Origin of the sequence: Herbaspirillum sp. 1130 (genome assembly GCF_017833835.1) — a bacterium.
GTDB classification, from domain to species: domain Bacteria; phylum Pseudomonadota; class Gammaproteobacteria; order Burkholderiales; family Burkholderiaceae_D; genus Herbaspirillum; species Herbaspirillum huttiense.
Genome location: NZ_JAFICQ010000002.1, coordinates 117545 through 131400, shown reverse-complemented (window position 1 = coordinate 131400; position 13856 = coordinate 117545). Strand labels below are relative to the sequence as shown.

Genomic DNA, 13856 nt, shown 5'->3' with positions numbered 1-13856 from the left:
CCCATGAATGGAGCAAGAAAAATGATGACCCAATCTCTCTCGATGAGCCGCCTGCTGCGCCCCGTGCGCATCAGCTCGGCCCTGCTGGCGGCACTGCTGGTGCTGGCCGGCTGCTCGGTGGCCCCGACCTATGAACGTCCGGCGGTGGACACCCCGGCCGCCTTCAAGGAAGCCGCCCCTGCGCCGCAGACCGGCGAGAACGGCAGCCAGTGGAAGACCGCGCAACCGGCCGAAGACATTGCCCGTGGCGAGTGGTGGAAAATCTTCGGCGACGACAAGTTGAACGCCCTCGAAGACACCGCCCAGCAAGCCAACCAGGACCTCAAGGCGGCCGCCGCCCGCCTGGGCCAGGCGCGCGCCCTGACCCGCGATGCGCGCTCGGGCTACTTCCCGCAGGTGGATGCAGGGGTCGGTGCGACCCGCCAGCGCCCGTCGCCCGCCTCGCAAGGCTTGCCGGCCGATGCCAACACACAACCGTTCACTCTTTATCGTGCTCAGGTGAACGTTTCTTACGAAGTCGACCTGTTCGGGCGGGTCGCCTCGACCGTCGATGCCGCCACCGCCGACGCCCAGCGCAGCGAAGCGCTGTTCCACTCGGTACTGCTGGCCCTGCAGGCAGACGTGGCGCAGCAGTACTTCCAGGTACGTGAACTGGACGCTGCCGCCGAGCTCTATCGCGGCACCGTCGAACTGCGCCAGGAATCGCTGCGCCTGGTGCAGCGCCGCTTCGACGAAGGCGACATCAGTGAAGTGGACGTAGCCCGCGCCCGTTCCGAACTGGCCTCGGCCCAATCGGAAGCGCTGGGCATCGCCCGCCAGCGCGCCACCGCCGAACACGCGCTGGCCATCCTGCTGGGCCGCACCCCGGCCGAGTTCTCGCTGCCGCCGCAACCGCTGACACGCCTGAGCGTGTCGGTGCCGGCCGGACTGCCCTCGACGCTGCTGGAGCGCCGTCCCGACATCGCCGCCGCCGAACGCGCCATGGCTGCCGCCAATGCCCGCGTGGGCGTGGCCAAGTCGGCCTTCTTCCCGGCGTTGAACCTGACCGGTGGCCTGGGGTATGAGTCGGCGCAACTGGGTGATCTGTTCAACTGGTCCAGCCGCACCTTCCTCCTGGGCCCGCTGGTGGGCACGGCGCTGTCGATGCCGCTGTTCGATGGCGGCCGCCGCCAGGCCGGTGTGGATCGTGCGCGCGCCAGCTATGAAGAGCAGGTGGCAACCTATCGCGGCACGGTTCTGAACGCTTTCCGCGAAGTGGAAGACAACCTGGCCAACCTGCGCATCCTGGACGACCAGAACCGCGCGCAAGATGAAGCCGTGGCCGCATCCTCGCGCGCAGCCAAGCTCTCGCACACGCAGTACCGCGAAGGTGCAGTCAGCTACTTCAGCGTCATCGATGCCGACCGTACCGTGCTGCAAACCCGGCGCGCTTCGGTCACGCTCGATGGCGAACGGGCCCGTGCAACAGTCAACCTGATCCGTGCCCTGGGCGGCGGATGGGGTAGTCCGGAAATGCAACTATCCTCATCGAAGTAAGCACGCAGACGTGACATCGGCCCGCATCCTGCGATGCGGGCCGACGATGAAGCATGATTTCCCGTGGTACTTCTGGCCCGCCTTGCGCAAGCGACGGCGGGCTTTTTTTTTTACGCTACCTGCGGCAAGCCCGCGCGTTCCAGCAACTGGCTGCAACGCTGCGACAAGGCCACCACGCGCAGCTCCTTGCCAGCACGCACATAACGCTCGGCCAGGGTCTGCACGGCCGCAATGGCGGAGTGGTCCGCCAGGCGCAGATGACGGCAATCCAGGGTGACCTGCTGCGGATCGTTGGCCGTATCGAAGAGGTCGAGGAAATGCGTGGTGGAGGCGAAGAACAGCGTGCCCTGCGGCAGGTAAGTGCGGCTGCCGTCGGCCTCGTCGCGGCGGTCGGCACGGATTTCACGGGCATGCTGCCAGGCAAAGTTGAGCGCGGTGATGACGATGCCGCACAGGACGGCCACGGCCAGGTCGGTCAGCACGGTGATGATGGTCACCGCAATGATGACCAGCGCATCGCTGCGCGGCACCTTGCCCAGCACGCGCAGCGAACCCCAGGCAAAGGTCTCCTGCGCCACCACGAACATGACACCGGCCAGCGCGGCCAGCGGGATGCGCTCGATGGCCGGCGACAGGAAGAGGATGAACAGCAGGATCATCCCGCCCGCCACCACACCCGAAAGACGCGAGCGCCCGCCCGAGCCGAGGTTGATCATGGTCTGGCCGATCATGGCGCAACCGCCCATGCCGCCGAACAGGCCCGAGACGATGTTGGCCGCGCCCAGTGCCAGGCATTCGCGGTTGGGCTGGCCACGGCTGGCGGTGATTTCGTCAGTGAGGTTGAAGGTCAGCAGGGTTTCCAGCAGGCCGACGATGGCCATGAGCACCGCATAGGGACCGATGATGCGCAGCGTCTCCAGGTTCATCGGCACACTGGGCCAGTGCAGCGGCGGCAGGCCGCCGGCGATCTGCGCCATGTCGGCCAGGGTGCGGGTGTGGAGGCCACTGAAATAAGTCACCAGGCCCACGCCGAGAATGGCCGCCAGCGCCGGTGGAATCGCCTTGGTCACGCGCGGCAGCAGCCACACGATCAGCATGGTGGCCAGCGTCAGGCCGATCATGATGGCCAGCGCCCCGCCCTGCAACCATTGCGGACCGGCGGGGGTCTCGACGCGGAAATGTTCCAGCTGCGACATCGCGATCACGATGGCCAGGCCATTGACGAAGCCCAGCATCACCGGATGCGGCACCATGCGCACCAGCTTGCCCAGCCGCAGCGCGCCGAAGAGCAGCATGATCACGCCCGACAGCACCACCGTCGCCAGGAAATATTGTGCACCATGCTGAACGACCAGGGCCACGATGACCACGGCCATCGAGCCGGCCGCCCCGGAAATCATGCCCGGGCGGCCACCGAACAGGGCCGTGATGGTACAGATGAAGAAAGCGCCATATAGCCCCATCAGCGGGTTCAACTGCGCCACCAGCGCAAAGGCGATGCATTCGGGCACCAGCGCGAAGGAGGTGGTGAGGCCGGCCAGAACGTTCTGGCGCAGGTCGCGCAGGCGCGAAGTGGATGAGGAGAGAGTCGTCATGGGCAGGGAAGAAACAGGCCGCAGGGGCCGGCACCATCATGAACGCGTCAGCGCGCGTGAGGCGGCAAGGGCGGTACGGCAGAGATGCCCTGCGCACGCACTGCCATCGCCGGAAACTGGGCGAAAGCACGTCCGCAAGACTTGAAGACAGCATTTTACCGCACCGCAGCATCGACTGCCGGTGGCCGTGGCGCGGCTGCCACGCCAGGCCCTAGCTCCAGATCACCTCGATCTCGGTATCAAGAAGATAGCCAGCCCCGCGCTCGGTACGCAGCAGGGTCGGATGCTTGGGGTCGGCTTCGAGCTTGCGGCGCAGGCGCAGGATCTGCACATCGATGGCGCGATCATAGACTTCGTCGAAGGCGCGCGTGCTTTCCAGCAAGTGTTCGCGCGAGATGATGCGGCCCGGTGCGCCCAGGAACGCCACCAGCAGGCTGAATTCGGCATTGGTCAGACTGACCTGGCGCTGGTCCGGCGCGGTCAGCCGGCGCGTATTGAGGTTGAGCTCCCAGCCGGCGAAGCGATAGGCCCGCGGATGCCGGCCGCGCGTCACCGGAGCGGCCGGCGCAGCCTGCGCCGCGGCGCGCCGCAGCACCGCGCGCATGCGTGCCAGCACTTCGCGCGGCGAGAAGGGCTTGGTGATGTAGTCGTCCGCGCCCAGTTCCAGGCCCATGACCATGTCGGCCTCCTCATTGCGGCCGGTCACGCAGATGATGGACAAGCCGCCCGCAGCCCGCCAGCCGCGTGCCAGTTCGGCACCATCGACATCGGGCAGACCGAGGTCGAGCAGCACCATGTCGTACTGCGTGGCCTGCACGGCGGCCTGCGCCTGGGCACCGGTGGCGGCGCTGTCCACGATCAGTCCGTGGCCGCTCAGGTAGTCGACCAGCAATTGACGCATGGCCTGGTCATCATCGACGACCAGGATGCGCGGCGGGGGCGTGATGCTCATGGAGAACCTCGTTCGGATGCGCCCAGGGCGTGCAGGACCGCACGCCGCAGGGCAGGAAGATCATTCGGCTTGGCCAGCGAGAGCAGCACGCGCTGCACCTCGCCCGACCAGCCCAAGCCGCGCACGCCAGCAGCACGCCGCTCACCGGGAGAGCACGTGAAGGGGGGGCGGGAGCTTGGGAGATCGGCCATGAGGAACGTGTCAGCTGCGTGAGTAGAGCACGCGCAGGGCCACCCGCCGTTCGTCCGCCGGCAACTGCATGACTGCGCGCAGATAGGCAATGGAGGCGTCGCAGGTAGCGTCCGGGTCAGCCTGGCGGCGCAGGGGCGAAGACAGCAATTTCAGTTGTTCCTGGGTCAGCGGCGCAAGTGCCTTGCGCATCACGCGGGTGCGCTCGGCCAGGCTGTAGCGCCCGGCATTGGCCGGATCGGCGTCACGCAGCAGGCGCTGCGTCATCACCTGTTCGCGGTTGGCGAATTCCTGCGGCAAGGCCGCTTGCGGCGCCTCGCGCCCGGCCGCCGCCTCCGCGCGCGAACGCGGGTAGATCAGCTCGGTGCAGGCCGCCACGCTGATGCCGCGCAAGGCCACGGCTTCGTCCAGCAGCAATTGCTGGAATTCGGCCAGTGATGCATCAGAGGCAATCGGCAGCAGCCGCCGGCTCAACAGGCCGACCTGCTCGCGGCCGACGGCCAGGATCTCGGCGTCCGACGCATGCGCCTGTACCTTGGCCCAGGCCAGGTCGATGGTGCGGGCAAAGTCGGCGGGGTGGTAACGGGCCATGATGTCGAACAGCGCCCCCTTCTTGAATTCCGCCTCCAGCACGTCGCGCGAGGTGGCGATGGTGGCCAGTTGCGCGGTCTCGCCGCCCGGTGCCAGACGCGTCAGCACACCGGCCTGCAGCAGCTGGCCCAGCTCCGGATACCAGCTCTGCGCCGCCGGGGTATCGGCAATGCGTTCGATGAAGTCATGCGGCAGACCCAGCTTGCCGTAGGTATCGAAGGTCAGCTTGCGGTCGAAGCTCTTGTTGATGCGATCATCGCCGCCGACCGTATAGAGCGTATGGAAACCGATGTGTGCACGCGGGTCCATCGCGCGGTCACGTCCCGCCAGGAAGGCCAGCGTGCAGGAGGACGAGCACTCCTGCTCGACATAGGTATTGAGCCGGCGGCGGCGGATCACCTCGCCCACCAGCTTGCCTTCGCGCACCCAGCCACCGGCCGAATACAGGACCACCGTCTGCACGCCAGGATGCTGCTGCAGGATGGCATCCAGCCCATCGGCCGCGCCGTCGTTCATCCCCCCTTGCAGCAGGACCGACTTGCCATCCACCCGCACCTGGTACACCACCGGTGGCCCGAGCTGTTTGCCCAGGGCGATCTCGAGCTGTTCGCGCACGGAATGCGCGGCCCGCCAGGTACTGGTGACCATGCTGATGGCACCACACACGATCAGGAACTTGACCACCACCTCGGCCCAGCGCCGTCCGCCGCGTGCCACGTGCTTGCTGGCCGAGCGCCAGCAGCCCCACACACCCCAGGTCCAGGCCAGGTAGCTGAAGGCGGCGATACCCAGCACGCCGGCCATGCCGTAGCGCGCCGGCATGTCATTGGTCAGCCGCGCCAGTACCGAGATGGCCAGCGCCGGCACCAGCGAAGTCAGGAGGACGGTATGCAGCCAGTAGGAACGGCCCAGCGAATAGTCGCCGCGCCAATGACGGCGCAGGAAACTGGCGGGCGGGCTGGAAGGAACGGACGATCGGGTTACTGCCTGGGACACGTGATGCTTTTCCTCGATGCGCTGCCGCGCAGTGCGCACAGCGTCTTCAATGAAGGGAGACTTTATGAAGCCAACAGCATAACCCAGCTTGGCGATGCCGTCGCGCCTTCACCCGCCATGGCCGGGGATACGCGACAGGTCGACCGGGTCGATCTGGCTGGGATGCATGAATTGCTCGGCATACTTTTCGTAGATGCGTTCGCGCACGAACAGGTCGAAGATATCCGGATCGATGTGATTGCGCGCCTTGAAGCCGGCCAGGATATCGACCGCCTCGTTGAGGGTATTGCCGCGCTTGTAGGGACGGTCAGCGGCGGTCACGGCTTCGAAGATGTCGGCCACCGCCATGATGCGCGCCTGCACCGACATCTGCTCGCGTGTCAGTCCCTTGGGATAGCCTTTGCCATCCATGCGCTCGTGGTGGCCACCGGCAAACTCGGTGACGCGGGCCAGCTGCTTGGGCCACGGCAGGGACTCCAGCATCTTGATGGTGATGACGATGTGGTTGTTGATGATGGCGCGTTCGGCATCGTTGAGCGTCCCCGCACGGATGCGCAGGTTGCCGGCCTCTTCGTCATCGAGCAGCTTGCGGATCTGGCCGTCGGGACCGCGCCAGCTGCGTTCGGCGATATCCAGCACGCGCTGCTGGTCTTCGGCGCGCATGCCTTCGTTGCCGTAGTTGATCCTGCGCAGGAAGGCGCGCTCATCCTCCATCTGCAGAAACTCGGCCTGCAGGCCGGCGTCCAGCTCGGCGGAGCGCTCCGGCGTGAGCGCGCTACCCAGCGCCAGCTTCTCCTGCAGCACGCGGATCTGGGCATCGCGCTTGAGCACTTCAAAACGGGTATCGATCAGGTGGATGCGATCGAAGATGGTTTCCAGCTTGGTGGCTTTTTCCACGATGTGGCTGGGCGTGCCGATCTTGCCGCAGTCGTGCAGCAGCGCTGCCAGCCACAATTCGCGACGATCGGCGTCGGTCATGCGGAAATCGGCCAGCGGGCCTTCGGTGGTGTTGTGCGCAGCCTCGGCCAGCATCATGGCCAGTTGCGGTACCTGCTCGCAGTGGCGGCCGGTGTGCGGCGACTTTTCGCCGATGCCGATGTTGATCAGCTTGATCAGGCTTTCGAACAAGTTTTCCAGGCGCGCGATCAACTGCTGGTTGGTCATCGCCATGGCGGCCTGCGAGGCCAGGGCCTCGATGAAGCGCTGGTCGGTCTCCGAGAAGGGGACCGGCACGCCACTGTCGGGATCAATGGCATTGATGAGCTGCAACACCCCCACCAGTTCCCCCTCGTGATCCTGCATCGGCACGGTCAGGATGGACTTCGAGCGGTAGCCATACTTCTCGTCGAACAGGCGCATGCCGTTGAAGTTGAAGCCGCTGGCCTGGTAGACGTCGGCGATGTTGACCGACTCCCGGGTGTTGGCCGCATAGGCGGCGACCGCCGCCAGGTTGGGCTGGCCATCGGGAAGCGTCAGGGCGATATCGGGAATCGAGACGGCCTGGCCACTGCTGCCGCCCTGGTGCATCTTGAGGGTTTGGTTGACGGAGATGTCGAAACGCAGCGCGTCGCCATGGTCGGTGGTGCGGTACAGCGTGCCGCCATCGGCGCGCGTGATGTCGCGCGCGGTCAGCAGGATGCGCTCCAGCAACAGCGGAATGTCGCGCTGGCTGCCCAGCTCGCGGCACAGCTCGGTCAGCCGTTCCAGGCGATAGGCAATGTCGCGGTGCTCGCCGGCCGTGGGGGCGAGATCATGCATGCTGGCCGGGACGTTCATGCCGCCCTCTCCCGTCCGCCGCAGTGCAGGCACTGGACGGTCTGGCAGGTGTGGGCTGCTGGGTGGACTGCTGGCAACATGCGACTCCCTGAAGCGTTGGCGGACGGACATGGCGCGATCATTGCGCAAGGGCAATGCCGACGCACTTTTGGCGGATGCTTTTTCGGCATCATCGCGATTCTAGACCGGCAGCGCACGCTGTCTTGCAGCGAGCTTGAGGGGATTTGGCCGCCAATTCTGCGCTTGCCGGCAACCGCGACCAGCACCCCTCGGCCGCGCCCGCGTTCAGGGATCTCCCGATTGCGCTGATGAGCCGTATCCCTTACCATCCACCTGTGTTGCATAATTTGCCACATCGTCCGCAAAGCCAGTCCGGAAAAGGGTTTCCGGGCTGCAACAAGGTTCCCTCTCAACCCGTGCGGCAGGGCCGGAACCCACAACTCTATGAGCGGCAATCACAATGCGTGTAGAAATCCTGGGCTGCAGCGGGGGCATCGGTGGCAATGGCATGCGCACCACCTCCCTGCTCATCGATGACGATATTTTGATCGACGCCGGTACTGGCGTAGGCGACCTGCCGCTGACGCGGCTGGCGCAGATCGATCACGTCTTCATCACCCATGCGCACCTGGATCACATTGCCTGCCTGCCGCTGATGATCGACAGCGTGGGCGACATGCGCAGCACGCCGCTGACCATGCACGCGACGGCCGCGACCATGGAGATCATCCGCAAGCACATCTTCAACTGGCATATCTGGCCCGACTTCAGCGTCATCCCGACCCCCGAGCAACCCTTCCTGCGCTTCGCCACGGTCGAGCCCGGCCAGCCGGTGCAACTGGGCCAGCGCAGCATCACGCCGCTGCCTGCGGCGCACACGGTGCCGGCGGTCGGCTACCAGCTGCGCAATCATGCCAGCGGGTCGTCGCTGGCCTTCAGCGGCGATACCTGTCTCTGCCCGCCGCTGTGGGAAGCGCTCAATCGCATCGGACAATTGCGCTACCTCATCATCGAGGCCGCGTTCGCCAATCGCGACCGTGAGCTGGCGCTGCTGTCCAAGCACCTGTGCCCCAGCCTGCTGCTGGAAGAACTGCAACACTTGCAAGGCCGGCCCGAAGTGCTGATCACGCACGCCAAACCCGGGCAGCTGGACGAGATCGCCGCCGAGATCAAGGCTGGCAACAGCGCGCACCAGCCGCGCATGCTGGCCACGGGCACCGTGCTCGACTTCTGATCCATCCCGCCCTCAACGACAAAGGCACCGCGCTCCAGAGCCGGTGCCTTTTCTCTTGATCTACCGCCAGCCGCTCCCGCCTTACTGGGTCACGCAGGCATCCAGCTTGGCCGCGCCGATCTTCTGCGTCCCGGTGTTGCCATTGCTGCTGATGGCCGGCGGCATCGTCACTGTCACGCCCTGTGCCGGCGGCACGATCACCGGCGGCTGCGAGATCGAGGGGACGAAGCCGAACTGGCCGGCGCTGTAGAGTTGCGATCCGCTCGGGTTGGTGACCTGGATGGCCCCGGTCACCACATCCACATGCAGGCCATTGGCCGGCGGCTGCCCGCTCGGGGTCGGCACGCCGGCGCAATCGTCCTGGCAGTACAGGGCACCGAAGTGGGTGCCGCGGATGCCGATGGTGGCCGTGGGCGTATCGAAATTGACGGCATCATGATTGCGCTTGCCGACCAGCCCGGTCACCGCCCGCAGACCGCCCTTGACCAGGCCGATGGCCACGGCATCATTCTTGGGTTCCTTCTCGTCATAGAGGTATTTGCTCACCGCCACCTCGGAACCCGGCCGCAGCACGATCTCGCCGTTGTCGACGAACTTGACGCGGGCATAGGTCTCGCGCTCGGTGATGAGCGTATCGCCTTGCAGGATCGCCGATTTCACCGACAGCACCACGCGTGCACCGTCCGCATGGCGCACGCTGAGCACACCCGACAGATGGGTGACCTGGCCCACCACCGGCTGCGACTGGGCGAAAGCAGTCGCCACCGCCAGCAGAAGCAGCAGCGCCAGGATCAACCCGGCCAGAGGGCGCCGGACCGAGGCCGGCGAAGTTTGCTTGAAGGAATTCATGAAGATCACATCATCCGGTTATCAGGTGCACATCGGCAGCGGCTTCTTAGCCTGCTTGCGGTCATCGCCTTCGTCGCCAAAGTGGTCGGTCGTACCGCCCACGGTTTGGGTGGTGGCACCGGTCTGCTGTACGACATTGCCGCTGGTGGCGGGCACGGTATCGGTGAGCTGGGCGTTGTTCAGGCTGGCCTGCAGGTCACGGCTCTGCTGGTTCTGTTGCTGCTGCACGGCCAGCGCGGTCTGGCTGTTGGATGCGCTGCTGCTGGTACTGCTGGAGTTGGAACTGGAACTGGAACTGGAACTGCTGGAGCTGGCCGCTACCGGCGTGCGCGTCCCGTTGGCGTCGACGATGGTGACGCCCTGGGCGTAACCGATCACCTGGCCGGAATCCACCGACAGCAGCGCCACGCCCGGCGGCGAGGTGGAGATGTTGGCGTTGATGGTCATCGAATCGCCCGCCGACAGCGTGATGTTGCCGCCAGTGGAAACCAGCACGCCATTGACCGTCAGCGTGTCGTTGCTGCCCGACGAGGCGCTCGCGGTCAGGGTAATGGTTCCGGTGGCGCTGACGCCGCCCGAACCGATGGTCAGCGGGCTGTGCGTGACCACGCTGACCGAACCGTTGCTGCTCTTGAGCTGGCCGGTGCTGTTGATACCCAAGGTGGCCAGCTTGCTGTCGGTACTGATGGCCGTGCCATTGGCATTGCTGGGCAGACTGCCGAGGAAGCTGGCGCGGGTGCCGATGGCCGAAGTGACCACACCGCCCGTGTTGTCGATGCTGATGTTGCCGCGCGCGGTGGTCACACCGTTGATGCTGACCGCGCTGGCATCGCTGGTGTTGAGCGCGTTCTTCAGCGTGATGTCGCCGGTGCCGCTGTTGTTGGCGGCAAAGCCGGCAATCTGGTTGCCGCTGTTGTTGAAGGTGATGCCGCTGCTGGCCGAGGCGATCAATTGCGACTTCACCCGCATCGAGGTGCCGGTGCTCTGGGTAAGGTTGCCATTGGCAGCCTGCAGCACCAGATTGTTGGCGGTGATGTTGCCGATGGCCAGCGAGCCGGTAGCCTGCGACAGCGCGGCATCAGCCAGGGTCAGGTTGCCGCCGGTCTGGCTGAAGGCATCAGCCACGACCAGGCGCGAGCCGACGTTGCCGGTCACGGTGCCGTTGGACACGGTCAGATTGGACAGGCGGACATCGCCGCCCAGGGTCAGGTTGCCGGCGACCAGCTCCGCCGTCATGTTGGACTGGGCGGCATTGGCCAAGGTGACGGTTCCGTTGAGCAGGACCGTCTCGCCGTTGATGAAGTCCGTGCTGCCGATATTGAGCGTGCCGTTTCCGCTGGTAGTGCCATTGAGCACCAGGGCAGCGATGCTGTTGTTCGAGCCACTCATGCGGTTGACGCTGATCGTGCCGTTGTTGCTGGTGCTGTTGCGTACCGTCAGCGTACCGCCGCGCTGGTAGAGCTGGGAACCCGCGGCGATCTGCAGATTGGCGATGGTATCGTCAACACTGTCATGTCTCACGGTCTGGTTGCCCGAGATCACCACGGTATCGATCTGGGTCGGCATGTAGGTGGACACGTTGTCCACGGTCGCGTTGCTGACCCAGTTTTGGCGGTCCTCCCAGCCCCCTTCCGAATAGCCGTACTGCTGATAAGTGAAGGTCTCGGCACCGCGCAGGGAGAGGTTCGCCAGGCCGTTGTCCCCGTAGACCGCCTTGAACATCTTCTCCTGTCCGCCCGCCGTGACGATATCCCCGGTCACGGAGCGGAAGTAGCCAGTCGGTGACGAAGTACCGCTGATGTTGATGGCATTGATGCTCACTTCGCCAGAGGGTGAGTAGCCGCTCAGCAGACGGGTCTTGAGGCTGCCGTCCAGACTGGTCGAAGAGAATCCGGTCAATTCGATCACGTCATAACTGCCGTCGCTGGCACCTGCGATATCGATCAGCATTTTTCCGGTATCGCCCTGGCTGAAGCTGGCATCGCTGGGGTCGCCGGTTGCCCGCAACGCCAGACGCCCTACTGTCCCGTCGCCACCCGGTGCGAGGCTACCGTCATTGGTAAACGACCCACTGACAGACAACGTACCATTGCCCGAAATGGTCCCGTTGGTCTCGTTGCGGATGTAGCTCGCGCTGACATTGCCGCCGGCCATCGTCAGGGTGCCATAGTTGCTCACACTGGCATTGCCGGTGACGCTCAACACGGCAGCGTCACCATTGAGGACCAGCGTGGCATTGGCATTGTTGGTCACATCACCACTGGAGTTGACGCGACCGCTGATGTTGAGCGTACCGTTGTTGGTGATGCCATCGCTACCGACCAACAATCTGCCCTCACCGTTGGAGGCGACGCTGACGGTACCGTTGTTCGTGAGCGAATTGATATTGCCCCCGCCGCCGTTGAGCGTAAGCGTACCGGCGCTGTTGACGCGCACTGCTGCGGCGTAGAGGTTGCCGCTGCCAAGGTTGACCGTGCCATTGCTGATGAGCAGATCCCCGTTGCCGGAATCATCGGTGACCCTCAGCGAGCCGCCGTTCAGCACGATGCGTGCGCCATTGTCGATGGTACTCAGATTGCGCGGCTTGACCGCGTCCATGATGCGGGCTTCCGAGAAGCTCTCTTGCGATGACTGCACATAGCCGCTGTTGAGGGTCAGCCCAAGCCGTCCGCTCTCGCTGATGATGTTGGCCCGGATGCTGATGTTGTTGGCGGAGTTGAGCGTCAGTGTGCTGTCCGCGCCGCCGCTCTTGGTGATGTTGGCGGAGACGGTGATGTTGCCGCCCACGCCATCGCTATCGCCGGTGGTCAGGCTGACGCTGACACCATTGCTGAGCTGATTGGAAATGGTCGCCGCTGAAATCGTCGCGCCACTATCGGTGGAGGTGACCGCGTAGGACGAACAGCCATCGAAGCTGACGTTCGTTGTAGTGTTGGGCACCACCTCCAGATCATGCGGATCGATGAGCCAGGTCCCGCCCGTCCCGACCTTCGGCACCTTCACCACATCCAGGCGTTTCAGCCCGGAGGTATCCACAAATCCACCCTGCCCTGGCGCGCCCACTGCCGACACATCGCCATCGATGAAGGCGGCATTGGCGGCATACAGCGTGACATTGCCGCCCTTGGTGCCATCGGCACTGATGCCGGAACTGGCCGTGGTGGTCAGGTTGCCCGAGGCGCGCAGGAAGATGCGTCCGCCCTCGCGCACCACGCTGGAGGCATTGATGACGCCGCCATTCGTGATGAGGCCCGCCGCCACGCCGATGCGCCCGGCTTCGGCGGTGATGGTGCCGAGATTGGTGACGTTGCCGGCACTGCCGGTCACGTTCACGGTCACGCCCGGGGTGGCGGTATCGGCCAGCGTCACGGTCTGGCCGGCTGCGAGGATGACCTCGCCCTGCGGGCTGGTGATGATGCCGCTGTTGGACACGCTGCCGCCAATCAGGTAAACGCTGCCGCCGGTGGCCGAACTGATCTTGCCCTGGTTGTCCACCAGGCCGGCATTGCCGTCCTTGATGAAATTGAGACGGCCTGCCAGAAAGTCGTTGTCGCTGATGGCCAGGGAGGTCGCGATGAAGCGGGCGGCATCCACCGTACCGCCGGGCCCGATCACCACGCCATTGGGGTTGTACAGCACCACCGTGCCATTGGCCGAGAGCTTGCCGTAGATCTGCGAGATGTCGGCACCGGTCACCTTGGCCAGCAAGGCCGCGGACGAACTCGGCTGGGCCACGTTGACCGCCGCATCGGCACCGATGCTGAACGAGGCGAAGCGGGCAATGGCCTGCGGCGACAACTGGTTGATGTTGAGCGTGTTGCCGTTCTGGCTGAAGCTGAGATTGCCATTGGCCACGCTCCAGCCGGTGGGCAAGGTACCGGGCGCAGGCGCGGCGGCCAGCGCCGGGGCCTGCCACGCGCCACACACGGCGGCGGCGGCCAGCGACAGCCGCAACCCGGGCGCGAGCGCCCGCTTCCACGCACGCTGCAACAGACGCGACAGCAGCAGCGGCAAGGGCTTGCGCGCCCGCCAGGAAAGCGTCAGGCGGCGCTTGCCGACGCGTACCGTGATCGAGGGCGGCAGCAGTTCGATGGCCGGCGGAACCGGGGCTGGTGCGGGAGTGGATGGTGATGTCATG

9 protein-coding genes are annotated in these 13856 nt (G+C 65.3%); 2 read left to right on the top strand and 7 right to left on the bottom strand.

Annotation, left to right across the window (positions count from 1 at the left end):
* The first annotated feature begins 21 nt into the window (after nucleotides 1-21).
* A complete protein-coding gene (locus JOD78_RS09365; protein ID WP_204726196.1) occupies nucleotides 22-1536 on the top strand; it encodes an efflux transporter outer membrane subunit in 1515 nt (504 codons plus the stop codon).
* 110 nt (nucleotides 1537-1646) lie between these two features.
* Here JOD78_RS09365 and JOD78_RS09360 read toward each other — a convergent pair whose 3' ends face one another.
* From JOD78_RS09360 to JOD78_RS09340, 5 genes are all read right to left on the bottom strand, one after another.
* The gene (locus tag JOD78_RS09360; protein ID WP_209533741.1) at nucleotides 1647-3131 is read right to left on the bottom strand and encodes a SulP family inorganic anion transporter; all 1485 of its coding nucleotides are present in this window, start codon (nucleotides 3129-3131) and stop codon (nucleotides 1647-1649) included.
* A 211-nt stretch (nucleotides 3132-3342) separates the two neighbouring features.
* Nucleotides 3343-4083 (bottom strand): response regulator, encoded by a 741-nt coding sequence (locus JOD78_RS09355; RefSeq protein WP_121042495.1) that lies wholly within the window; start codon nucleotides 4081-4083, stop codon nucleotides 3343-3345.
* The gene (locus JOD78_RS09350; RefSeq protein WP_134040282.1) at nucleotides 4080-4274 is read right to left on the bottom strand and encodes a hypothetical protein; all 195 of its coding nucleotides are present in this window, start codon (nucleotides 4272-4274) and stop codon (nucleotides 4080-4082) included. The genes JOD78_RS09355 and JOD78_RS09350 overlap by 4 nt, the downstream gene beginning before the upstream one ends.
* A 10-nt stretch (nucleotides 4275-4284) precedes the next feature.
* A complete protein-coding gene (locus JOD78_RS09345; protein ID WP_199725084.1) occupies nucleotides 4285-5859 on the bottom strand; it encodes a hypothetical protein in 1575 nt (524 codons plus the stop codon).
* Nucleotides 5860-5967: 108 nt separating this feature from the next.
* Nucleotides 5968-7635 (bottom strand): HD family phosphohydrolase, encoded by a 1668-nt coding sequence (locus JOD78_RS09340; RefSeq protein ID WP_121042491.1) that lies wholly within the window; start codon nucleotides 7633-7635, stop codon nucleotides 5968-5970.
* Between the two features lie 460 nt (nucleotides 7636-8095).
* Here JOD78_RS09340 and JOD78_RS09335 point away from each other — a divergent pair, with 460 nt between their 5' ends.
* Nucleotides 8096-8869, top strand: a complete 774-nt coding sequence (locus JOD78_RS09335; protein ID WP_209568233.1) for a 3',5'-cyclic-nucleotide phosphodiesterase — start codon at nucleotides 8096-8098, stop codon at nucleotides 8867-8869.
* An 81-nt stretch (nucleotides 8870-8950) separates the two neighbouring features.
* Here the strand turns inward: JOD78_RS09335 and JOD78_RS09330 are convergent, their stop codons facing one another.
* Both JOD78_RS09330 and JOD78_RS09325 read right to left on the bottom strand, forming a co-directional pair.
* Nucleotides 8951-9718 carry a FecR domain-containing protein gene (locus JOD78_RS09330; protein ID WP_121043072.1) on the bottom strand — a complete coding sequence of 256 codons (768 nt, stop codon included), beginning with the start codon at nucleotides 9716-9718 and terminating at the stop codon, nucleotides 8951-8953.
* Nucleotides 9719-9739: 21 nt separating this feature from the next.
* On the bottom strand, nucleotides 9740-13855 hold the full coding sequence (locus tag JOD78_RS09325) for a filamentous hemagglutinin N-terminal domain-containing protein (protein ID WP_209568234.1): 4116 nt from the start codon (nucleotides 13853-13855) through the stop codon (nucleotides 9740-9742).
* Nucleotide 13856 lies beyond the last annotated feature (1 nt).

Bases quoted from the DNA above. Each gene is read 5' to 3' on its own strand.
- JOD78_RS09330 (WP_121043072.1), bottom strand. From the start codon at position 9,718: ATGAATTCCTTCAAGCAAACTTCGCCGGCCTCGGTCCGGCGCCCTCTG.
- JOD78_RS09350 (WP_134040282.1), bottom strand. From the start codon at position 4,274: ATGGCCGATCTCCCAAGCTCCCGCCCCCCCTTCACGTGCTCTCCCGGT.
- JOD78_RS09335 (WP_209568233.1), top strand. From the start codon at position 8,096: ATGCGTGTAGAAATCCTGGGCTGCAGCGGGGGCATCGGTGGCAATGGC.
- JOD78_RS09355 (WP_121042495.1), bottom strand. From the start codon at position 4,083: ATGAGCATCACGCCCCCGCCGCGCATCCTGGTCGTCGATGATGACCAG.
- JOD78_RS09340 (WP_121042491.1), bottom strand. From the start codon at position 7,635: ATGAACGTCCCGGCCAGCATGCATGATCTCGCCCCCACGGCCGGCGAG.
- JOD78_RS09365 (WP_204726196.1), top strand. From the start codon at position 22: ATGATGACCCAATCTCTCTCGATGAGCCGCCTGCTGCGCCCCGTGCGC.
- JOD78_RS09325 (WP_209568234.1), bottom strand. From the start codon at position 13,855: ATGACATCACCATCCACTCCCGCACCAGCCCCGGTTCCGCCGGCCATC.
- JOD78_RS09360 (WP_209533741.1), bottom strand. From the start codon at position 3,131: ATGACGACTCTCTCCTCATCCACTTCGCGCCTGCGCGACCTGCGCCAG.